Source organism: Pseudomonas sp. GV085 (assembly GCF_003050925.1).
Lineage (GTDB): Bacteria > Pseudomonadota > Gammaproteobacteria > Pseudomonadales > Pseudomonadaceae > Aquipseudomonas.
Window position 1 is genome coordinate 1 of record NZ_QAOV01000012.1, and the last position, 21,560, is coordinate 21,560.

General features: G+C 58.8%; 26 protein-coding genes. 16 read left to right on the top strand and 10 right to left on the bottom strand.

From position 1 onward, the window contains the following. The 8 genes from C8K63_RS22595 to C8K63_RS22630 form a co-directional block, all read left to right on the top strand. A partial coding sequence (locus tag C8K63_RS22595) for an NAD(P)(+) transhydrogenase (Re/Si-specific) subunit beta (protein ID WP_146176392.1) occupies positions 1–105 on the top strand: 105 nt, incomplete at its 5' end. 213 nt (positions 106–318) lie between these two features. Further along, the gene (locus tag C8K63_RS22600) at positions 319–1,812 is read left to right on the top strand and encodes an acetyl-CoA hydrolase/transferase family protein (RefSeq protein WP_108218708.1); all 1,494 of its coding nucleotides are present in this window, start codon (positions 319–321) and stop codon (positions 1,810–1,812) included. Positions 1,813–2,131: 319 nt separating this feature from the next. Beyond that, on the top strand, positions 2,132–2,347 hold the full coding sequence (locus tag C8K63_RS22605) for a DUF1127 domain-containing protein (protein ID WP_108218709.1): 216 nt from the start codon (positions 2,132–2,134) through the stop codon (positions 2,345–2,347). 258 nt (positions 2,348–2,605) lie between these two features. Continuing rightward, positions 2,606–2,815, top strand: coding sequence for a DUF1127 domain-containing protein (locus C8K63_RS22610; protein WP_108218877.1), 210 nt, complete (start codon positions 2,606–2,608; stop codon positions 2,813–2,815). A gap of 143 nt (positions 2,816–2,958) precedes the next feature. Then, a complete protein-coding gene (locus C8K63_RS22615) occupies positions 2,959–3,279 on the top strand; it encodes a DUF2388 domain-containing protein (protein ID WP_108218710.1) in 321 nt (106 codons plus the stop codon). A 107-nt stretch (positions 3,280–3,386) separates the two neighbouring features. Next, positions 3,387–3,704, top strand: coding sequence for a DUF2388 domain-containing protein (locus C8K63_RS22620; protein ID WP_108218711.1), 318 nt, complete (start codon positions 3,387–3,389; stop codon positions 3,702–3,704). A 27-nt stretch (positions 3,705–3,731) separates the two neighbouring features. Then, complete coding sequence (locus C8K63_RS22625; protein WP_057712574.1) at positions 3,732–4,052, top strand: DUF2388 domain-containing protein; 321 nt, start codon at positions 3,732–3,734, stop codon at positions 4,050–4,052. Next, positions 4,049–6,010, top strand: a complete 1,962-nt coding sequence (locus C8K63_RS22630) for a DUF4105 domain-containing protein (RefSeq protein WP_108218712.1) — start codon at positions 4,049–4,051, stop codon at positions 6,008–6,010. Before C8K63_RS22625 ends, C8K63_RS22630 begins: the two co-directional genes overlap by 4 nt. A 63-nt stretch (positions 6,011–6,073) precedes the next feature. On the opposite strand, the gene trpA is transcribed toward C8K63_RS22630, so the two are convergent. Continuing rightward, positions 6,074–6,886, bottom strand: a complete 813-nt coding sequence (gene trpA, locus C8K63_RS22635) for a tryptophan synthase subunit alpha (RefSeq protein ID WP_108218713.1) — start codon at positions 6,884–6,886, stop codon at positions 6,074–6,076. Next, positions 6,886–8,121, bottom strand: coding sequence for a tryptophan synthase subunit beta (trpB, locus tag C8K63_RS22640; protein WP_108218714.1), 1,236 nt, complete (start codon positions 8,119–8,121; stop codon positions 6,886–6,888). Before trpB ends, trpA begins: the two co-directional genes overlap by 1 nt. 124 nt (positions 8,122–8,245) lie before the next feature. Here trpB and C8K63_RS22645 point away from each other — a divergent pair, with 124 nt between their 5' ends. Beyond that, entirely contained in the window at positions 8,246–9,139 is an 894-nt protein-coding gene (locus C8K63_RS22645; protein ID WP_108218715.1) for a LysR family transcriptional regulator, read from the top strand. On the opposite strand, the gene C8K63_RS22650 is transcribed toward C8K63_RS22645, so the two are convergent. Beyond that, the gene (locus tag C8K63_RS22650) at positions 9,136–9,459 is read right to left on the bottom strand and encodes a YqjD family protein (RefSeq protein WP_108218716.1); all 324 of its coding nucleotides are present in this window, start codon (positions 9,457–9,459) and stop codon (positions 9,136–9,138) included. The genes C8K63_RS22645 and C8K63_RS22650 overlap by 4 nt on opposite strands. 157 nt (positions 9,460–9,616) lie before the next feature. On the opposite strand from C8K63_RS22650, the gene C8K63_RS22655 reads away from it, so the two are divergent. Then, positions 9,617–9,832: a dodecin gene (locus C8K63_RS22655; protein ID WP_015092929.1), complete on the top strand. Its 216-nt coding sequence runs from the start codon at positions 9,617–9,619 to the stop codon at positions 9,830–9,832. Positions 9,833–9,955: 123 nt separating this feature from the next. Beyond that, entirely contained in the window at positions 9,956–10,177 is a 222-nt protein-coding gene (locus C8K63_RS22660; RefSeq protein WP_108218717.1) for a DUF1161 domain-containing protein, read from the top strand. Between the two features lie 68 nt (positions 10,178–10,245). Here C8K63_RS22660 and C8K63_RS22665 read toward each other — a convergent pair whose 3' ends face one another. After that, positions 10,246–11,247 (bottom strand): LLM class flavin-dependent oxidoreductase, encoded by a 1,002-nt coding sequence (locus C8K63_RS22665; RefSeq protein ID WP_108218718.1) that lies wholly within the window; start codon positions 11,245–11,247, stop codon positions 10,246–10,248. Positions 11,248–11,404: 157 nt separating this feature from the next. On the opposite strand from C8K63_RS22665, the gene C8K63_RS30200 reads away from it, so the two are divergent. Next, positions 11,405–11,584 carry a hypothetical protein gene (locus tag C8K63_RS30200; protein ID WP_146176405.1) on the top strand — a complete coding sequence of 60 codons (180 nt, stop codon included), beginning with the start codon at positions 11,405–11,407 and terminating at the stop codon, positions 11,582–11,584. Between the two features lie 53 nt (positions 11,585–11,637). Then, positions 11,638–11,871, top strand: coding sequence for a DUF1161 domain-containing protein (locus tag C8K63_RS22670; protein WP_108218719.1), 234 nt, complete (start codon positions 11,638–11,640; stop codon positions 11,869–11,871). A gap of 4 nt (positions 11,872–11,875) precedes the next feature. Here C8K63_RS22670 and C8K63_RS22675 read toward each other — a convergent pair whose 3' ends face one another. Together C8K63_RS22675 and C8K63_RS22680 are read right to left on the bottom strand one after the other, a co-directional pair. Continuing rightward, the gene (locus C8K63_RS22675) at positions 11,876–12,298 is read right to left on the bottom strand and encodes a hypothetical protein (RefSeq protein ID WP_108218720.1); all 423 of its coding nucleotides are present in this window, start codon (positions 12,296–12,298) and stop codon (positions 11,876–11,878) included. A gap of 41 nt (positions 12,299–12,339) precedes the next feature. Then, complete coding sequence (locus tag C8K63_RS22680; protein ID WP_108218721.1) at positions 12,340–12,762, bottom strand: hypothetical protein; 423 nt, start codon at positions 12,760–12,762, stop codon at positions 12,340–12,342. 59 nt (positions 12,763–12,821) lie between these two features. Here C8K63_RS22680 and C8K63_RS22685 point away from each other — a divergent pair, with 59 nt between their 5' ends. After that, positions 12,822–13,919: an aminopeptidase gene (locus C8K63_RS22685; protein WP_108218722.1), complete on the top strand. Its 1,098-nt coding sequence runs from the start codon at positions 12,822–12,824 to the stop codon at positions 13,917–13,919. On the opposite strand, the gene C8K63_RS22690 is transcribed toward C8K63_RS22685, so the two are convergent. The 4 genes from C8K63_RS22690 to C8K63_RS22710 form a co-directional block, all read right to left on the bottom strand. Then, positions 13,901–15,130 carry a nucleoside recognition domain-containing protein gene (locus C8K63_RS22690; RefSeq protein ID WP_108218723.1) on the bottom strand — a complete coding sequence of 410 codons (1,230 nt, stop codon included), beginning with the start codon at positions 15,128–15,130 and terminating at the stop codon, positions 13,901–13,903. The two genes, C8K63_RS22685 and C8K63_RS22690, sit on opposite strands and share 19 nt — an antisense overlap. 190 nt (positions 15,131–15,320) lie before the next feature. Further along, the gene (gene gltP / locus C8K63_RS22700; protein ID WP_108218725.1) at positions 15,321–16,652 is read right to left on the bottom strand and encodes a glutamate/aspartate:proton symporter GltP; all 1,332 of its coding nucleotides are present in this window, start codon (positions 16,650–16,652) and stop codon (positions 15,321–15,323) included. A gap of 795 nt (positions 16,653–17,447) precedes the next feature. Next, positions 17,448–17,612, bottom strand: a complete 165-nt coding sequence (locus C8K63_RS22705; RefSeq protein ID WP_108218726.1) for a DUF1328 domain-containing protein — start codon at positions 17,610–17,612, stop codon at positions 17,448–17,450. 70 nt (positions 17,613–17,682) lie between these two features. Next, positions 17,683–17,970: a hypothetical protein gene (locus C8K63_RS22710; RefSeq protein WP_108218727.1), complete on the bottom strand. Its 288-nt coding sequence runs from the start codon at positions 17,968–17,970 to the stop codon at positions 17,683–17,685. Between the two features lie 438 nt (positions 17,971–18,408). On the opposite strand from C8K63_RS22710, the gene algB reads away from it, so the two are divergent. Together algB and C8K63_RS22720 are read left to right on the top strand one after the other, a co-directional pair. Continuing rightward, positions 18,409–19,755, top strand: coding sequence for a sigma-54-dependent response regulator transcription factor AlgB (algB, locus tag C8K63_RS22715; RefSeq protein WP_108218728.1), 1,347 nt, complete (start codon positions 18,409–18,411; stop codon positions 19,753–19,755). A gap of 10 nt (positions 19,756–19,765) precedes the next feature. Next, positions 19,766–21,556, top strand: a complete 1,791-nt coding sequence (locus tag C8K63_RS22720) for an ATP-binding protein (RefSeq protein ID WP_108218729.1) — start codon at positions 19,766–19,768, stop codon at positions 21,554–21,556. Positions 21,557–21,560 lie beyond the last annotated feature (4 nt).

Below are 21,560 nucleotides of genomic sequence, written 5' to 3' on the forward strand. Positions count from 1 at the left end.
GGCTATGCCGGTCTGGACAACGAGCTGTTCTACCTGGACAAGACCATGATGGTGTTCGGTGACGCCAAGAAGGTCATCGAAGACATGGTCAAGGCTGTCGAGTAACCCTCTGCGGTACACAGAACGCCCCGACTCGTCGGGGCGTTTTTGTTTGCGCAAATCGTCGGACAAACCATTCTTTTGTTACCGATCCGGTAACGGTGTTTTGCTTGAAAGGCCCGAAATAGACGCCTCGATTGCGACCTTGGTAGCGGGACAGAACTCAGCGCAATTCACTAGACTGCACGTCCTGCTACCTGCTGCCCGAGATAATAATCCATGTACCGTGACCGTATTCGCCTGCCTTCGTTGTTGGACAAAGTGATGAGCGCTGCCGACGCTGCCGCTCTGATTGAGGACGGCATGACCGTCGGCATGAGTGGCTTCACTCGCGCAGGCGAAGCCAAGGCCGTCCCCCAGGCGCTGGCCGAGCGCGCCAAGGTCACGCCGCTGAAGATCAGCCTGATGACCGGCGCAAGCCTGGGCAACGACCTCGACAAGCAGCTGACCGAAGCCGGTGTGTTGTCGCGACGCATGCCGTTTCAGGTCGACAGCACCCTGCGCAAGGCGATCAATGCCGGCGAGGTCATGTTCATCGACCAACACTTGTCGGAAACCGTGGAGCAATTGCGCAACCAGCAATTGAAACTGCCGGACATTGCCGTGATTGAAGCCGTAGCGATCACCGAGCAAGGGCATATCGTGCCAACCACCTCGGTCGGCAACTCGGCCAGCTTCGCGATTTTCGCCAAGCACGTGATCGTCGAGATCAATATGGCACACAACCCGAACCTCGAAGGTCTGCACGACATCTATATTCCGACCTACCGTCCGACCCGCACGCCGATTCCACTGGTCAAGGTCGACGACCGCATTGGCAGCACCGCCATCCCGATTCCAGCGGAAAAGATCGTCGCCATCGTGGTCACCAACCAGGCTGACTCACCCTCCACTGTGCTGGCACCGGACGCCGAGACTCAGGCCATTGCCGACCACCTCATCGACTTCTTCAAACAGGAAGTGGCAGCCGGGCGCATGACCAACAAGCTCGGCCCGCTACAAGCCGGTATCGGCACCATCGCCAACTCGGTGATGTGTGGCCTGATCGACTCGCCGTTCGAAGACCTGACGATGTATTCCGAGGTACTGCAGGATTCGACCTTCGACCTGATCGATGCGGGCAAGCTGAGTTTTGCTTCGGGCAGTTCGATCACCCTGTCGAGCCGGCGCAATGCCGACGTGTTCGGCAATCTGGAGCGCTACAAGGACAAACTGGTCCTGCGCCCGCAGGAGATCTCCAACCACCCTGAAGTCGTGCGCCGCCTCGGCATCATCGGCATCAACACCGCCCTGGAGTTCGACATCTATGGCAACGTCAACTCCACCCATGTCTGCGGTACACGGATGATGAACGGCATCGGTGGCTCGGGCGACTTCGCGCGCAACGCGCACCTGTCCGTGTTCGTGACCAAGTCGATCGCCAAGGGCGGTGCGATCTCCAGCGTGGTGCCGATGGTCAGCCACGTTGACCATACCGAACATGACGTCGACATCCTCGTGACCGAAGTCGGTCTGGCAGACCTGCGAGGCCTGGCACCGCGGGAGCGTGCCCGGATCATCATCGACAAATGCGTGCACCCGGATTACCGCCAGGCGCTGAATGATTACTTCACCGCCGCATGCGCCATCGGCGGGCACACCCCGCACATTCTGCGTGACGCCCTGAGCTGGCACATAAACCTGGAAGAAACCGGGCAAATGCTGAAGAAGTAATTGGTACAGATAGCAGCTGGCGCAAACACAGTTTCGTCAGCTTGCTCTTGCCTCTTCGCAATATGAAAAAAACTGTACTGCTGTACCGGTCATTTCCTAGGGAAAATTCCTACCTCATCGAGCAAAAACAGCAATTTTGCACCTTAACAGTGCGGACAGGTACAGTTGCCTCAAATTAGACCAGTACACCCCCTATAAACAGTTAACTGAGCCCTCACAATACAGATGAACTGTATCTACAGAGACTAGGCAAACGAGAGGATCATGGGCACCAGTTAAACCACTACCTAATCCCGCCATAAGCGGAAGGATGACCACCATGGAACGTACACTCAGTTCCGATCTGTTCTTTCAAGACACTGCTGCAAAAACCCAGGCCTCCCTGCCTCTGCGCGTTATCGCCAACCTGATGCTGTGGCAGCGCCGCATCACCAGCCGCCATCAACTGGCTCGCCTGGATTCGCGTCTACTGGCTGACGCCGGGATTAGCGAAGCACAACGCTACGAAGAGCTGAGCAAGCCGTTCTGGCGCTAAGTTAGCGTCGCTGGCTCTGACCTGAAGGTCCACCGCCAGCAACCCGAATTGAAAAAACAAGACCCGTCGTGGGAAACCACGACGGGTTTTGTCGTTTTGGCCTGGCAAATCTGCTTTTACAGTAGGGAACCATGAACACCAGTACAGTTTGAAAAAACAACTAACTGGATGAGTACAATATCGTTGTGGTGTGTCTGTAGTGGATTTTCGACCGGTGTCAGCATGATGCTTTCCACTTATCGGCAGAGGGACCGCAGCATGAGTTCTTTACAGGATGTTTCCACCCCATCAACTCAATCGAGACCTTGCTTGCGCTGGGCCAGACACCTGCTGACAGAACTCTTCGCCAGCCTGGAAAGGGCGAGAACACGACGTTTACTGGCTCAACTCGATGATCATCAGCTATCGGATCTTGGCATCAGCCACGCTGAGCGCGTCAATGAACTGGATAAACCGTTCTGGCGTTGACTGCCTGTTTGCATGACGGGCTGTTCGAACTGACACACTCAGGCCTAATATCAAACCAGAACGTGGCGAGCGCCAAGCGCCTGGCGTCTGACTTTGCAGACACTGCGCCATTTTTCAATTGGTTTACCCTAAGGAGTTACCCCATGTCCCGTCTTCGCCTGCTTAGCGCTGCGGCCCTGTTTGCCGTGGCTGCCAGTGCTCAAGCCAGCAGCTTCATCGTGACCACCGACGCTGTTGTCAACGCGCTCAAAGCCACGTCCGATGCGACCTCCGACGTCATCTCGTCTTCGTTCAAGGATGACAAGATCGTCCTCGCGGCCCGTGACGACGCTGCCAGCTTCGTCGCCAGTGAAGGTTCCATCCGCGGCGTGAAGCTGGAAAGCGCCATCGACCACATTCACCGCCAGGCGCCACAGCTGAACGCAACCGACGCCCAACTGGCGCAAGCGATCCTGACAATCTAAACGACTGCACAGACATGGGGCACGCCCGACGTGTCCCAATGTTTCGGCGCTGGCTCTAGAACGGGCCTTGCGCTAGGCTTGGGACTCACGCTCAATTGTCGAGTCTCATGCGTTTCCCTTCAGTTTTATTGATCGCTCCAGTCTTTCTTACCCTTGGCTGCTGCGGATCAGCCCACGCTTATGACGCCTTCAACCTGTCTACCCAAGGCATCGTCGCCAGCGGTTACGCCACAAGTTTGGTGACCAGCGCCCCCTTCGACCATAAACTGCTGCTCGCCGCCCAGGACGACGCGGCGGCATTCATTGCCAGCGACGGCCAACTGAGAGGCGCACGACTGGAGTCGGCCCTGCGGTATCTGCGCCGAACCCAGGCAAAACTTCATGCCAGCGACCTTGAACTGGCACAAGCAATTCTCGTCCAATAGCTATCCCTGTTTTTCTGGAGTCATTCCATGCGTAACCCGCTGATTGCTGCCACCTTAGGCCTGTTACTTTTGGCCGATGTGGCCCAGGCACATACTCTGGTTGCCACCAGTAATATTCTGATCCGTGCTACCCAGCGCACCCTCGATTTCACCTCCGACACCACCACGTCCATTCGCGATTCGAAAATCGTGCGCGAAGCCCAGGACGACGCCGCCAGTTTCGTTGCCAGCAATGGCGACATTCGTGGCGCTCACCTGGAATCCGCTTTCGACTTGCTGCGCACCCGCGTGCCGGAAGCGCGCGACGCCAGTGATCAGGATCTCGCCGAAGCCATCCTCGCACTGTGAAGCGTCCACGCGCCTGGCTGCTGGCCGGGGCCCTGTTGCTGCTCGCCAACACGGCCCACGCAGGCCTTCAGTTACAGCTCAAGACCGAAGGTCTGACGCCCGCACAACAGCAAGCCAGCCAGGCGTTGCTCGATGAAGCCATGCAGGCGCTGCCGCCACGCTTTATCGAGCAACTCGATCGGCGCATCGACGTCGGCTGGACCGATGACATGCCACGCAACGCCTACGGTCAGGCATCACTGGTGTCCGAGCTCGATCTGAACCGCAACCTGCTGGCCGGTCTCACCGATGGCAGCGCCGCGACGAGGAAAACCCATCGCCCCCATGGCACCGTGCGCCGGGAAATGCTGGCCACGGTGTTGCACGAGCTGACTCACATCTACGATCGCTCGCGCCTGTGGCCGGATGCCGAACGCAAGCTGATTCAACGCTGCACCCAGCGCAACAACAGCTCAGGGCTGGTTGGCATTCCCGACCAGTGCCGGGGCCAGTCGGATCGGCGTTTTACCCTCAGTGACGATCCACGCCTGCTCGACCTCGCCGGTTGGCAGCAATACGTAGGCCGTCGCGGTGAACGCGAACAGCACAACCGCCAGATTGCCCGCAGTCCGGATATCTACGAGACAAGCAGTCCAAAGGAATTCGTTGCGGTCAACATGGAGTATTTCCTCCTCGACCCGAGCTACGCCTGCCGCCGACCCGCGCTGTACCGCTACTACAAGGAACATTTCGGTTGGGCGCCCGCCGCCAAAAACACCTGCAGTAAAACCTTCGCGTTCCTCAATGCCGGCAACGACTTCGCCAAGACACCTTTGGGCCAGGTCGATCCGGATCGGGTGTATGCCGTTGACTATCTGCTGGCAGAAGCTAACCAGAACCTGTTCAGCCGCTGGGGCCACAGCATGTTGCGCCTGGTGATCTGCGCGCCGGGCCGACCACGCGGACCGGATTGTCGACTGGACCTGGACCAGCATCTGGTGCTGTCGTACCGCGCCTTCGTCGGCGACGTACAGCTGTCGAGCTGGGATGGCCTGGTCGGTAAATACCCGTCGCGGCTGTTTATCCTGCCGCTGTCCCAGGTCATTGACGAATACACCAAGACCGAACTGCGCAGCTTGGCCTCCGTACCCCTGAACCTGTCGCGCAGAGAGATTGAAGACGTGGTCGGACGTGCCGCCGAGATGCACTGGAGCTACGACGGCAACTACTTCTTCCTGTCGAACAACTGCGCAGTGGAAGAACTGAAATTGCTGCGCGGCGGGACCAACAACCCACAGTTGGTTGGACTCGACAACATCATGCCCAACGGTTTGCTGGAAGTGCTGAAGGGACGAGGACTGGCGGACACCAGCGTGCTGGACGATCCACGGGAAGCCCTGCGCCTGGGTTATCGTTTCGACTCCTTCCGCGATCGCTATCAAGCCATGTTCGAAGTCCTGAAAAAGCGCTTGCCGATCAAACAGGAAACCGTCGAAGACTGGCTCGACTTGAAAGCCGCGCAGCGTCGGCAATGGTTCGAGCAGGCTGATTTGCGCACCAGTGCGGCGTTGCTTCTGCTGGAGCAAGCGAGTTTCCGCCGGCAGTTGCTGTTGGCCCAGGATGAAGTGAAACAGCGTTATCTGGGCGCCCGCGAGCTGAAGAATGGCGGCATGGACAAGGCCAACGAGACGCTCAAGGACATTCTCGCCAACAGTGGCTTCCTCAGCCGGCCGGCGGAGCTGCTGGGCACCAACGGTTATGGCTTGCCACAGTCGAGCGAGTGGGAGCACCTGGAATCGGAAAGCAGCCAGCGCCAGAAGCAGCTCCTGGCGCTGTCCGGGGACCTGGACAAGGAAGTGAGAGCGTTGCTTGAACCGGGCCGTGCCGCCGAAATGGCTGCCAATGAGGCCAACGTGAAACAGATTGGCGAGCACCTGCGCAAATTGCACAAGGCGTCAGGCGGGATAGAGTTGCCTTGATACCGCAACCTTGTGGGAGCGAGCTTGCTCCCACAAGGTTTACAGCGTTTAGGAGCTTCACCCTCAGCTGACACGGGCCTTACGCACGCCGTCCGCCAACGCCGAGCACAGGCTCAATACACCGTCGACTGCCTGATCCGCTGTTGCCGCATTGGCGATCTGGTCGATCAATGCCGAACCCACCACCACACCGTCAGCCAAGCGAGCGATGGACGCCGCCTGCTCTGGGGTACGGATACCGAAACCGATGCTGATCGGCAGGTCGGTATGGCGGCGCAGACGGGCGACCGCTTCCTCGACGTGTTCCAGCGTGGCGGCACCGGCACCCGTCACACCGGCCACCGAGACGTAGTAGACGAAACCGGAGCTGCCGTTGAGAACGGTCGGCAGGCGCACATCGTCGGTGGTTGGCGTGGTCAGGCGGATAAAGTCCAGGCCCGCGGCCTGCGCCGGGTCGCACAGCTCGCCGTTATGCTCCGGCGGCAGGTCGACCACGATCAGGCCGTCAACGCCAGCCTCTTTGGCTTCGGCAATGAAGCGCGGTACGCCGTACATGTGGATCGGGTTGAAGTACCCCATCAACACCAGCGGCGTATCGTTGTTGTCCTGGCGGAACTCGCGAACCATTTGCAGGGTTTTTGCCAGATTCTGCTTGGCACCCAACGCACGGATGTTGGCGAGCTGGATGGCCGGGCCGTCAGCCATCGGGTCGGTGAAGGGCATGCCCAGCTCGATCACGTCGGCGCCAGCCGCCGGCAAGCCCTTGAGGATGGCCAGGGACGTGTCGTAGCCCGGGTCGCCGGCGGTCACGAAAGTCACCAGGGCGGCGCGGTTCTGTTCCTTGAGTTCGGCAAAACGCGTTTGCAGGCGGCTCATCAGTGTTTCTCCTGCTTGGATTGCTCGTGTTGAGAGTGTTCCATGTGGTGCATCACGGTCTGCATGTCTTTGTCGCCACGACCGGACAGGTTGACCACCATCAGGTGATCCTTTGGCAGGCTCGGTGCGCGCTTAAATACTTCAGCCAAGGCGTGGGCGCTCTCCAGGGCAGGGATGATCCCTTCCAGGCGGCAGCACTGGTGAAACGCGGCGAGGGCTTCGTCATCGGTCACCGAGGTGTACTGAACGCGGCCAATGTCGTGCAACCAGGCGTGTTCCGGACCGATGCCCGGGTAGTCGAGGCCGGCAGAGATCGAGTGGGCGTCGATGATCTGGCCATCGTCGTCCTGCAGCAGGAAGGTGCGGTTGCCGTGCAACACACCCGGTACGCCGCCGTTCAGGCTGGCCGCATGCTTGCCGGTCTCGATGCCGTAACCGGCAGCTTCAACGCCGATGATTTCGACGCTCTTGTCGTCGAGGAACGGGTGGAACAGGCCCATGGCGTTGGAACCACCGCCAATGCACGCCACCAGGCTATCTGGCAGACGGCCCTCCTGGGCTTGCAGTTGCTCACGGGTTTCCTTGCCGATCACGGCCTGGAAGTCGCGAACCATTGCCGGGTAAGGGTGCGGACCGGCCACGGTGCCGATCAGGTAGAAGGTGCTGTCGACGTTGGTCACCCAGTCACGCAGGGCTTCGTTCATCGCATCCTTCAGCGTGCCGGTGCCGGCCACCACCGGGATAACCTCGGCACCCAGCAGCTTCATGCGAAACACGTTGGCCTGCTGACGTTCGATGTCAGTAGTGCCCATGTAAATCACGCAATCCAGACCGAAACGCGCAGCGACGGTGGCCGTGGCCACACCGTGCATGCCGGCGCCGGTCTCGGCGATGATGCGCTTTTTGCCCATGCGTCGCGCCAGCAGGATCTGGCCGATGCAGTTGTTGATCTTGTGCGCGCCGGTGTGGTTCAGCTCTTCACGCTTGAGGTAGATCTTCGCGCCGCCACAGAATTCGGTCAGACGCTCGGCGAAGTACAGTGGGCTTGGACGTCCGACGTAGTCGCGCTGGAAGTAGGCCAGTTCCTCCTTGAATGCAGGATCTTCCTTGGCCAGCTCATATTCACGGGCCAGGTCGAGGATCAACGGCATCAGGGTCTCGGCAACGTAGCGACCGCCGAACGCGCCAAACAGGCCGTTGGCATCAGGGCCGTTGCGCAGATTAGTCTGGGTCATGGGGCGCTCCAGTTGAATGCGTGAAGTGATGCATAAAGAGATAGTGGGCTTCACTCTACCCCTGACGCCCCGGCCTGAAAACCGATAAGATCGCCACAACCTGTCAGGAAAACTCACAGATCCCATGAGCCATGACCTTCCTCCGCTGAACGCGCTTCGTGCCTTCGAAGCCACTGCCCGCTTGAACAGCGTCAGTCAGGCGGCCGAACAGTTGCACGTCACCCATGGGGCCGTCAGCCGGCAACTCAAGGTGCTTGAAGAACACCTCGGCGTAAGCTTGTTCGTCAAGGACGGTCGCGGCCTGAAACTCACAGATGCCGGGTTGCGCCTGCGTGATGCCAGCAGCGAGGCCTTCGAGCGTCTGCGCAGCGTTTGCGCTGAACTCACACAAAGCACGGCCGATGCTCCATTCGTGCTCGGTTGCTCGGGAAGCCTGCTGGCGCGCTGGTTTATCCCGCGACTGGGGAGACTCAATGCCGACCTGCCGGACTTGCGCCTGCACCTGTCGGCCGGAGAAGGCGATCTGGATCCGCGAAGACCGGGGCTGGATGCCTTGCTGGTCTTTGCCGAGCCACCATGGCCGGCGGACATGCAAGTATTTGAGCTGACCAGCGAACGCATCGGCCCGGTCATGAGCCCGCGGTTCGCCGGCTATGAACGGCTCAAGCAGGCGCCGGAAACCGCGCTGCTGAGCGAACCCTTGCTGCACACCACCTCACGCCCACAAGCCTGGCCGAACTGGGCGCAACCACGCGGACTCGACGCCAGGGCGCTGAAGTACGGTCAGGGATTTGAACATTTGTATTACTTGCTGGAAGCCGCCGTCGCGGGTCTGGGCGTGGCGATTGCCCCCGAACCCCTGGTGGCGGAGGACTTGAAGGCCGGTCGCCTGGTTGCACCATGGGGCTTCAGTGAAACCCCGGCACACCTGGCGTTGTGGCTCCCCAAGCGCGCCGCGGACGGGCGCGCCCGGCAACTGGCGCAGTGGCTCAAGAACGAACTGCGTCGAACGGATTAATCACGCTTGCACAACAGATAAGCGGCCAGCAGGCCTAATGCGCCCACGGCGACACCGGCTGTTGTCCAGGGGTGTTCCTGGGCGTAGTCCCGGGTGGCAATCCCGGTTTCACGGGTTTTGACCTTGACCTCTTCATAGGCGTCGGCCAGCAAATGGCGCGAGTGCTTCAAGGCATTCTCGGCGTTGATTTTCAGGGTCTTGAGTGTTTTACGCGACTCGTCCGAGGCGTCGTCCTTCAAGCTTTCCAAAGACTTGAGCAGACTCTCGATCTCGGCTTCCATGCTTTGCAATGAGGCTTTGCGTAACGAGGTGTTGGCCATGGTGACTCTCCTGCATTGGTGATGAGTGGCATGTGTTGGTTGGGACTTCAGGGGTTCGAGAAAGTGCAGAAAACCTGAACTTCATCCACAGAGCGACCAACAGAAAAAATAGGAAAAATCACTGCTAGGCTGTAATTCACACGCCGAGGAGAACGCCATGTCTGACCATCACACCTACAAGAAAGTCGAGCTGGTTGGCTCGTCCACCAGCAGTATCGAAGATGCAATCAACAACGCTCTGACCGAAGCCAGCAAGAGCATCAAGTACATGGAATGGTTTGAAGTGACCGAGACCCGTGGGCACATCAGGGACGGTAAGGCTGCGCACTTTCAGGTGACCTTGAAAGTCGGGTTCCGGATTGCCAGCAGCTGACTTTGGGCTAGTCTTCTGAACTTGCACGCCAGCCGAATGCCATAGGGAATGGCAAAGCACTCCATGAGCGCGTCCGGCTGACGGCTGGTTACCCCTATGATCCGACCAGGGAAAATGCAACCGATGAAGAAGTTTATGTTGGCAGTAGGTTTGTTGAGCCTTGCAGGGACCGCATTGGCGGGCGGCAAGCCATGCGAAGAGCTGAAAGCCGAAATCGCAGCGAAACTTGATGCCAAGGGCGTTTCCGGATATTCGCTGGAGATTGTCGATAAAGGTGCCGCTGCCGGCGGGCAAGTAGTTGGCAAATGCGAAGCAGGCGCCAAAGTGATCGTCTATAAAAAGTAGGCCGATTCCCGCCTGAATGAAAAAGCCGACGCCATGGCGCCGGCTTTTTTATGCCTGCCATTTGAGTATCAGCCTCGCATGACCTGCGCCAGCAACTCGTAGGAATGCACGCGATCCGAATGTTCGTACAGGTCACTGGTGAAAATCAGCTCGTCAGCCTGGGTCTGTTCGATCAGGACCTCGAGTTTGGCGCGGATTTTCTGCGGGCTGCCGATCATGGCCAGGCCAAGGAAATCGTGCACGGCCTCTTTCTCATGGGGCAGCCACAGGCCGTCCATGGTCTTCACCGGTGGACGCTGTACCAGGCTTTGGCCACGCATCAGGGCGAGAATCCGCTGGAACACCGAAGTCGCCAGGTAATCGGCCTGCTCGTCGGTATCGGCTGCCACTAAAGGCACGCCGAGCATCACGTAGGGTTTGTCCAAAACGGCTGACGGCTTGAAGTGATTGCGGTAGACCCGGATCGCTTCATGCATGTAGCGCGGCGCGAAATGCGATGCGAAGGCGTAGGGCAAACCGCGTTCACCGGCCAGCTGAGCGCTGAACAGGCTCGAACCCAACAACCAGACTGGCACATTGGTCCCGGTGCCCGGCATGGCGATGATGCGCTGGTCCGGAGTACGCGGCCCGAGATAGCGCACCAGCTCCGCCACATCTTCCGGGAAATCGTCGGCGCTGCCGGAGCGTTCACGGCGCAGCGCACGTGCGGTCATCTGGTCGGAACCGGGCGCGCGCCCCAGGCCCAGGTCAATGCGGCCCGGATAAAGACTTTCCAGGGTGCCAAACTGCTCGGCAATCACCAACGGTGCGTGGTTGGGCAACATCACCCCACCCGAACCGACTCGAATGGTCGACGTGCCACCGGCCAGGTAACCGAGCAGCACCGACGTCGCGGAACTGGCGATGCCGTCCATATTGTGGTGCTCAGCCACCCAGAAGCGGTTGTAACCGAATTTCTCGACGTGCTGCGCCAGGTCCAGCGAATTGCGCAGCGACTGGGCCGCGCTGCCGTTCTCGCGCACCGGCACCAGATCGAGGGTCGAGAACTTGATATCGGACAGTCGTTTCATAAACCTGCTTCTCCAATTGAGGGCGCAGGTTTGTTTTTGCGAACGCAAACCTGCCGAATCCAAAAGCGTGTTCATGCAATGTGGGCATATACCCGAGTTTCAATAGCCCGGTAAAAAATCCCTCGAAAAAAGCAGGTTGATCGGACAGGGCTGCCCGGTGTCCAACGTGCTGAATGCGAAGATCAGCCTGCAGGCCACACTGGTCGGCCAGATTTTTGTTGAAAACAAAAGATCGCAGCCTTGCGCAATCTGCCGGGATCATTCGGCAAAAAGTGCTCAAGTCTGCGATCTTTTTTGCGTCGCGACAGATTTGCCCGCTAAAACTGTGGTCGAATAAACGACAGCAGCGAAAACCCACGACTGTGCGCGCTGCGTCAAAGGAGCTTCAACATGAAACGTTTTACCCTGGCGGTTATCTGTTGCGCATTGACCACTTCGGCCCTCGCGGCACCTAAACCCTGCGAAGAACTCAAGGCCGAGATCGAAGCCAAGATCCAGGCCAGTGGCGTCACCGCCTACACGCTTGAAATCGTCACCAACGACGAGGTCCACGACCAGAACATGGTCGTTGGCTCGTGCGAAAACGGCACCAAGAAAATCATCTACCAGAAGAACGACCGCTGACACCTCACATCAAGCAGTAAGACTCCCGATCTTCTGCAACGATCTCCCGCTTGGCGTTGTATAGCCTGGCTTCAGGGATGAAGGCAATCGAGCGTCCTTCAAGCACATAACGTTGGCCGGCTTCGAAATGATCGAAGTTGATGGTCAAGTAACATATGCGTTCAGAAGGGCCGCCCATCATGTTCAAGCCCCCGCCACCAGGTACTTCGAAGTCGAAGCGGACGATCAGCTCATGGCTGCCAGGCATAACCTCAAAAAAACGCCCGTCGGCCAAGCGCTGTTTATCCAGACGCTCGGCCATCAGCAACTTATCGTTAGGGAAGGGCGTGGAAAATTCGACCCAGGCCATCTTTGGATTAGCCGTCGGCATCGGGCTCTGACAGCCAGCGACAATGCTGGCAGCCAGCAACAGCATCAACCTGTACATGATGAATGTCCCAAGGGGTTATACATTCAGCATAACGCCGATCAGGTGTGTTGACAGCCCGCAGGCGTGCCTTGACCAATCACTTTTCGCTGTTGATCGTAGAGTTTCGCCCAAGGCCGAAAACCGATGTTCCCCACCTTTAGCCGATAACGCTCGCCCGCGTTGAAGTCGTTGAATTTCACGTTCAACTGGCAATCGCGCCACAACGGTTCGGCATCAGGGCCGATGTTGGTGGGCTGGACCGAGAATTGGTAGCGGACCGTCAGCTCATGGCTACCGGGCTGGACCTGGAAATAGCGTTTGTCGTCGGTGGACTTGTCATCGACCTCCAGCGCCTGCAGAGTCGTATCTTCTTGCTTCGAGTCCAGGTCGATCCAGGCTTGCGCAGGATCAGGGCGGGGTAGTCCGAAAAAAGCACAGCCGGCCAGCATCAGCAGACCTCCTGTCAGTATCAACATGCGCATGGCAGAACTCCAGTCAGGCGGGATAATCTTGCGCAAAGACTCTCCAAGGAAGAATTATTGTGTTCAGGCCGCTTCCTAGCCTTGGATTACTTGATCGCGTATTTCGCGTTTTGTTTCCGGGTGCGATGTTTTTGTTGCTCAACGGTTGCGCCGGCGTCAGCTACTACAACCAACTGGCCAGCGGTCAACTGCAGTTACTGCGGGCGAGGGAGCCTGTTTCCAGCGTGGTTGCCGACCCTGCGCGCGATCAAAAACTGCGTACACACCTGGAGCAATCGCAAAAAGCCCGAACGTTCGCCAGCCAGCAATTGCACCTGCCGGATAACCAAAGTTACCGCTTGTACGCAGACATTGGGCGCCCCTTCGTCGTCTGGAATGTCTTCGCCACGCCGGAGTTTTCCCTCAAACCCGTAAACCACTGCTTCCCCATCGCCGGTTGCGTGGCTTATCGCGGTTACTACAGCCAGAGTGCAGCCCGCGGCGAAGCAGCTTTGCAACGCTTGCAGGGCATGGACGTGTCGATTGGCGGTGTCGAGGCCTATTCGACACTCGGCTGGTTCAACGATCCGATCATCAGTTCGATGATGGGCTGGGGGGACGAGCGACTGGCCACGCTGATCTTTCACGAGCTGGCCCATCAACGCTTCTATGTGAAGGACGACACAGAGTTCAACGAATCCTTCGCCACCTTCGTCGAGCAGGAAGGTACTCGCCAATGGCGCGCCTACCGCCTCCTGCCACCGGATAACAATGCGCAGGCGCGTCAGCGCAACCAATTCACTGCGTTGGTACTCAAGACCCGCACCCGACTGGAAAAGCTCTACACATTGCCATTGCCAACCGGACAAATGCGCCAGCGCAAGGCTGCCGAGTTCGAGCGCTTGCGCAGCGAATACCGGCAGTTGCGTGACAGTCAGTGGGCCGCAGACAAACGCTACGACACCTGGATCTATGCCCCGATGAACAATGCCCGGCTGTTGCCGTTTGGTTTATACGACCAATGGGTACCGGCATTTGCCGCGCTGTTCCATCAAGTGGATGGCGATTGGCTCAGGTTTTATGCCGCCGTGGAGAAGCTCGGCGCCTTGCCGGCGGGCGAGCGCAAGGCGGCGCTGAAAACATTGGCTGACAGGGCCGATCAACCAAAGAACCAATAGCAAACCCCGATTGCACCCAACACCCCGGCCAGCTCCGCCAGCAATGCACAACCGACGGCATGGCGCGCGCGCTGGATGCCCACGGCGCCGAAGTACACCGCCAGGACATAGAACGTCGTCTCGGTACTGCCCTGGACCGTTGCCGCCACCAGCGCCGGGAAGCTGTCGACGCCCGAGGTCTTCATGGTTTCGATCAGCATCGCCCGGGCAGCGCTACCGGAGAAGGGTTTGACCATCGCCGTCGGCAGCGCATCGACGAATCGCGTGTCCCAGCCGGCCCACGCGACCAGATGGCGAATCCCTTCCAGGCCGAAGTCCAGCGCACCGGAGGCTCGCAATACGCCCACCGCGCAGAGCATCGCCACCAGATAGGGCAGCAAGTTCTTGGCGACGTCGAACCCCTCTTTGGCACCCTCGATGAAGGCCTCGTAGACCTTCACCTTACGCAGCGCGCCGATCAGCAGAAACAGCATGATCAGGCCAAACAGCGTCAGGTTGCCGAGGATCGATGACAGACCGGCCAGCGCGCTCGCGGAAAGGGTCGCCAGTAACGCCATGAACCCACCAAGGGCGAGGGCACCGGGGATCATGTAAGCCAGCACCACGGGGTCCCAGATGCGCAGGCGCTGCATGAACGCCACCGACAGGAAGCCGACAATGGTCGAGCAACTGGTCGCCAACAGGATCGGCAGGAACACCAGCGTCGGGTCGGGCGCGCCTTGCTGGGCGCGATACATGAAGATGGTCACCGGCAGCAGGGTCAGCGAGGAGGCGTTGAGTACCAGGAACAGGATCTGTGCGTTGCTGGCGGCGGTAGCGCTGGGATTGAGTTCTTGCAGCGCTTTCATGGCCTTGAGACCGATCGGCGTGGCGGCGTTGTCCAGGCCCAGGCCGTTGGCGGCGAAGTTCAGGGTGATCAGGCCGATGGCCGGATGACCAGGCGGGACTTCAGGCATCAGGCGCAAAAACAGTGGCCCCAGGGCCTTGGCCAACCATTCGACGATCCCGGCTTTCTCGGCAATGCGCAGAAAGCCCAGCCAGAGGGTGAGGGTGCCAAACAGCAGCACCATGACTTCGACCGACAGCTTGGCCATGGAAAAAATGCTTTCCACCATTGCCGCGAAAATCCCGGCATTACCGCCGATCAGCCACTGCGCCAGCGCCGATACGGCTGCCACGATGAAGAAGCCAAGCCACAGGCCATTGAGCATCAGTCAAATCCCCCAAAAGATCCGCGAATGATAGCGGGGTGGCCAGAAACGACAAACCCCGGATTTCTCCGGGGTTTGTTGTAGGAGCGAGCTTGCTCGCGATGGACGTCAACGATGACGCGGGCATTCTGGATACGCGCGGTGTTCCTGCCACCATCGCGAGCAAGCTCGCTCCTACAGGGGATTTGTGTCAGTTGCTGGAGGTTTCGCCCGCCGGCAGTTTTTCCTTGCTGCGCCAGTGCGGCAGGGAGTTCCAGTAGCGCTGGCCCTTGGCGTCGTCGTACATCCCTTCCCAACGAGCGATAACCAGAACAGCCAGGGCGTTGCCGATCACGTTCAGTGCGGTACGGGCCATGTCCATGACGCGGTCGACACCGGCGATGAACGCCAGGCCTTCCAGAGGAATACCGACGCTGCCCAGGGTAGCCAGCAGCACCACGAAGGACACGCCCGGTACTCCGGCGATGCCTTTGGAGGTGACCATCAGCGTCAGTACCAGCAACAGTTGCTGACTGATCGACAGGTCGATGCCATACAGCTGGGCAATGAAGATCGCCGCGATGCTTTGGTACAGGGTCGAACCGTCGAGGTTGAACGAGTAACCGGTCGGCACCACGAAGCTGCAAATGGCTTTCGGCGCGCCGTAGGCTTCCATCTTCTCGATCACGCGCGGCAGCACGGTTTCGGAACTGGCGGTGGAGTAGGCCAGTACCAGCTCATCCTTGAAGATGCGCATCAGCTTGATCACCGAGAAGCCGAACAGGCGAGCGATCAGGCCCAGGACCACGAAAGCGAAGAAGGCGATGGCGACGTAAACCAGGATCACCAGTTTGGCCAGCGGTATCAGCGAGGCGAAGCCGAAGTTGGCCACGGTTACCGCGATCAGTGCGAACACGCCGATCGGGGCGTAGTTCATGATCATGTGAGTGACCTTGAACATGCTTTCCGATACGCCCTGGAACATCTTCACCAGCGGTTCGCGCAGGTCCGCCTGCAGGCTCGACAAACCGAGACCGAACAATACAGAGAAGAAGATGATCGGCAGCATTTCGCCGCGAACCATGGCCGCAAAGATGTTCGACGGGATCAGGTTGAGGATGGTTTGGACGAACGCGTGTTCATGCTGAACCTCGGCCGCCGTCGCCTGGTACTTGGAAATGTCCACAGTACCCAGGGTGCTCATGTCGATGCCGGCCCCCGGATGGAACAGGTTGGCCAGCAGCAGACCGACCACGATGGCGATGGTGGTGACGATCTCGAAGTAAATGATGGTCTTGAAGCCGATACGCCCCAGCTTCTTGGCGTCACCGACGCCGGCAATGCCGACAATCAGGGAGGAGATGACGATTGGGATTACGATCATCTTGATCAGACGGATAAAGATATCGCCTGCCGGTTGCAGGACGTTGCTGATCCACCAGGCTTTTTCGGCACTGAAATGGTTGAGCAGCGCACCGATTGCAATCCCTAATACCAGACCGATGAGGATCTGCCAGGCGAGGCTGAGCTTTGCCTTCTTCATATCTTTACCCTTAATTGTTGTTTGACTCAGGGAGATGCGCGAACTGGAACGCTTATGGCGAAAAAGTCTAGTGCATCTTCCCCCTGTATAAGGTGCCCCCGGAACCCGTGTTTACACGCTTTCTGGCAGGCGAAAAAAGGCGCAACTATTCCGATGCAAGGGAGCGCCGTCTAATGCCGTAAACGCCTACCCCATGCCGAATCGGCATGGGGGTTTTTTAGTAAAACGCGCGCCCCAACCGGTTCGAATACGACATTTCGGCAGGCATAAGTGCCGTGAACCGGTCATTACAGAGCAGATTGAATGTTTTTTGAGCAGTGGCCGAGGGTTGATTTTTCAGCAGAATCCCGCAGGACGAAGCGAAAAATCGCGGCCAAAAAAAGGTGATTTTTCTCGATATACGGTCGCCGGTGAAACACCGGGAAAAGTATTTTCCGACGTAACAAGGACAAGGAAGCGAAAACGCTGAAGAAACCGAGACGAGCGCTCTATTTCAATGTGTTGCGTGATCAAGCCCTTCGCAAGCCCGTCGAACCATGGCGGTCCGGCGAACTTGCGCAGCAGCTTTCCTGACCCGGCCCTTGCGCAGGCACTCGCTGTACCCGTAGGTCACTCCGCCCCTGAAACAGGCAGAACGTCCCGACCCCTTGGTCATGCGCCAGCCTTCCTCAGGTGACGCAAGTGGAAAGAGGCGCTGTAGCCTCCCTCATGTGCGTACTTCAATACCCGTTCGGATCTTTCTTCGTTTGCTTCATCGCCAAGGCGGCTGCCAGTGCCTTGAACAAACCGCCGATGTCAGCTTTGACCGCGACGGCCAAAGAAGAAGGAAGCAACGAACATCACCAGGAACACGACAAACAGAATCTTGGCGATACCTGTGGCGGTGCCCGCGATACCGCCGAAACCCAGTACGGCAGCGACGATGGCGATAACCAGGAATGTGATTGCCCAACTCAACATGGTAATTCTCCTTACGCTTCTGTTTAGAGGTGCCGCGTTTCCCGGCGCATTGGGTGCACGGAAGTTTTACCTAGAACACCCAATGCTCCTGATAACGAATCTCACCCACAGGACCGACCTGGTCGACATCCATCATGTGCATCGGGGTGCTATCGGCCTGACCGCTGCTGACTGCGCTGAAATGGGTTTGGGTCGGGCGCTGAATCGACAGACGTGGCGCTTCAGGCTGCTGGCCCTGTTCCCAGCGTTGAAACTGCTGGCCGCCGATCAGGGTGATCAACAGCGCCAGTACAGCAAACAGTCCTTGCTGGATATGCACAGGCGAAAGGCGCCGGTGGGCGGCACGTTGAAGGTTCATCCTGGAGCTCCTGCCACTCGGGTCGGTATTCGATAGCGGGCGCTGGATTCTGAATGCCCTGGTCAACCAGACAATTGCAGCCCGCATGCCAGCTTTAACTCGATTTAATTTCCTTTAATTTCAATATCTTAAGACCATAAAAGAAATCACTTCGCACGCATCCTGCACGATGCCACTTGCGCGGTCGTGCGTATTGCACGATTCGTTTGAAGGAAGGCGTAAATTTTTTGAATTGAGAGGAGGGCGCGGATGTCAGAAATACACGCTGGTTTTTGTAAGAAACCGAGCATCCATTAAAGGACCGGCGAAATCAGGTGGCAATGCGATACATGGGATGAAAGCTACCCTGCCATGACAGGAATGGCTCAGAATCAATCATGCAACTTGCCCGATTTCTCTGAGGCTAAATAAAGATTATTCATTAAGGAGCGTAGGAAAATGGAATCAGCCACTGAGCATCAAGGCCGCATTCTGCTGGTGGATGATGAGTCCGCCATCCTGCGTACTTTCCGTTATTGCCTCGAAGACGAAGGCTACAGCGTGGCCACCGCTACCAGCGCCGCGCAGGCAGAAGCACTGTTGCAGCGACAGGTCTTCGACCTGTGCTTCCTCGATTTGCGTCTGGGTGAAGACAACGGCCTCGATGTGCTGGCCCAGATGCGTATTCAGGCGCCCTGGATGCGGGTGGTGATCGTCACTGCGCACTCTGCCGTCGACACCGCAGTGGATGCGATTCAGGCCGGTGCCGCCGACTATCTGGTCAAACCGTGCAGCCCCGATCAATTGCGGCTGGCAACCGCCAAGCAACTGGAAGTGCGGCAACTGTCGGCGCGACTGGAAGCCCTGGAAGGTGAAGTACGCAAGCCCCAGGATGGTCTGGACTCCCACAGCCCGGCCATGAAAGTGGTACTCGAAACCGCCCGTCAGGTTGCCACGACCGATGCCAATATCCTGATTCTTGGTGAATCCGGTACCGGCAAGGGCGAACTGTCCCAAGCCATTCACGGCTGGAGCAAACGCGCGAAGAAATCCTGCATCACGATCAACTGCCCGTCGCTGAACGCTGAACTCATGGAAAGCGAACTTTTCGGCCACAGCCGTGGCGCCTTCACCGGTGCCAGCGAAAGCACCTTGGGCCGAGTCAACCAGGCTGACGGCGGTACGCTGTTTCTCGACGAGATTGGCGACTTTCCCCTGACATTGCAGCCGAAGTTGCTGCGTTTCATTCAGGACAAGGAATATGAGCGTGTCGGTGATCCAGTGACCCGTCGCGCCGATGTGCGCATCCTTGCGGCCACCAACCTCAACCTTGAGGACATGGCCCGCGACGGTCGTTTCCGTGAAGACCTGCTCTACCGCCTGAATGTCATTACCTTGCACCTGCCACCGCTACGCGAACGCCGCGAAGATATTCTCAACCTCGCCGATCGTTTCCTCGCACGCTTCGTCAAGGAATACGCCCGTCCTGCGCGCGCCTTCAGCGACGAGGCGCGGGAAGCACTGCTGGGCTATCGTTGGCCCGGCAACATCCGTGAGCTACGCAACGTGATCGAGCGGGCGAGCATCATCTGTCCGCAGGAGCGGGTCGAGATCAGTCATCTGGGCATGGCCGAACCCCCGGTCCACAACGCACCGCGTATCGGCGCGGCACTGAGCCTGGATGAGCTGGAGAAAGCTCACATCGGCGCGGTCCTCGCCACCGCCGACACCCTGGATCAAGCGGCGAAAATCCTGGGCATCGACGCCTCGACGCTGTACCGCAAACGCAAACAGTACAACTTGTGAGCAACAGCGGATGAAACTGGCGATGAAATTGCGGACCCGGCTGTTCCTGAGCATTTCCGCACTGATGACCATCGCGTTGCTCGGGCTCTTGCTCGGGCTGGTCAGCGTGATGCAGATGGCCGGCAGCCAGGAAATGCCCACCCGCAACAACTTCGTCACTCTGGACCTGGGGCTCAAGCTGCGTCAGGCCCTGGGTGATCAACTGATCATCATGCTCAGCGAGAATCCTGACTCCGCCGCTTTCGCCGCCTCGAAGCAGCATTACTTCGAACTGCTGGAGGAAGGCATCGCCCAGGAACCAGAACAGTCCGGAGGTGAGTACGGCTTCAGAAAAGCCAAGGCCGACTACGAGCGCTTTATCCAGGCTTATGAAACGTCCCCCGCCCCGTCGAATGCGTTCGGCAGCCACGGCAACCTGACGGAAAAATTCAACGCGCTACGCAATGGCCTGTTCGCCGAGCACAAGCGCGCACTGGATAACATCAACGATACCGAGCGTCAGGCCCGGGAGCAGGCGCTGCTGATTGCCGGGCTGCTTGGCCTGGTGGGGCTGGCGGTGCTGATCGTCGGCTTCGTGACCGCGCAGGCCATCGCCCGGCGCTTCGGCGAGCCCATCGAGGCTTTGGTCAAGGCGGCGGACAATATCGGCCAGGGCAATTACGATGTCACCCTGCCGATCTCTTCGGCGGTGGAGCTGAACCAGCTGACCCGGCGTTTCGGGATCATGGCCCAAGCGCTGCGTGAACATCAGGCCACTAACGTCGATGAACTGCTGGCCGGTCAACAACGTTTGCAGGCCGTGCTCGACAGCATTGACGATGGACTACTGATGATCGACCGTCAGGGCCATCTGGAACACCTTAACCCTGTGGCCCAGCGTCAGTTGGGCTGGGAATCCGATCGTCTGGGTCTGGGGTTGGGCACGGCGCTGGAGCGCCCCGAACTCGATGAGCAGCTGCAACTGGTGCTGCGCGGCGGTACGCTGGAGCGGGCGCCGGAAGACTTGAGCATCGAAGTCGATGGCGAGTCGCGACTGCTGACCTATAGCCTGACCCCGGTAAGCCATACCCAGGGACATATTCTCGGTGCCGTGATGGTGCTGCATGACGTCACGGAACAGCGTGCCTTCGAACGGGTACGCAGCGAATTTGTATTGCGCGCCTCCCATGAGTTGCGCACACCGGTCACCGGCATGCACATGGCTTTCGGATTGTTCCGCGAGCGCGTTCACTTTGCCCCGGACTCCCGGGAAGCCGACCTGCTCGATACCGTGAATGAAGAGATGCAGCGGCTGATGCAGTTGATCAATGACCTGCTGAACTTCTCCCGGTACCAGAACGGTTTGCAGAAACTCACCCTGGCGCCGTGTTCCATCGAGGCATTGCTGGAACGGGCTCAATCGCGCTTTGCCACATCGGCCGAAGAGAAGGAAATCAGCCTGCTGGTGGAAGTGCAGGGGCCTTTGCCGCGGTTACAGGCCGACCAGTCACAACTGGACCGGGTACTCGACAACTTGCTCGACAATGCCTTGCGCCACACCGGCTCCGGCGGGCGGATACGCCTGCAGGCCCGGCGCCACGGCGACCGGGTCATCATCAGTGTCGAGGACAACGGCGAAGGCATCGCCTACGGTCAACAGGGGCGGATCTTCGAGCCGTTCGTACAGGTCGGACGCAAGAAGGGCGGGGCCGGGCTCGGCCTGGCCTTGTGCAAGGAAATCGTGCAATTGCATGGCGGGCGCATGGGCGTCTACTCCCGGCCGGGGCAAGGTACTCAGTTCTACATGGCGCTGACCGTTTAGCTCA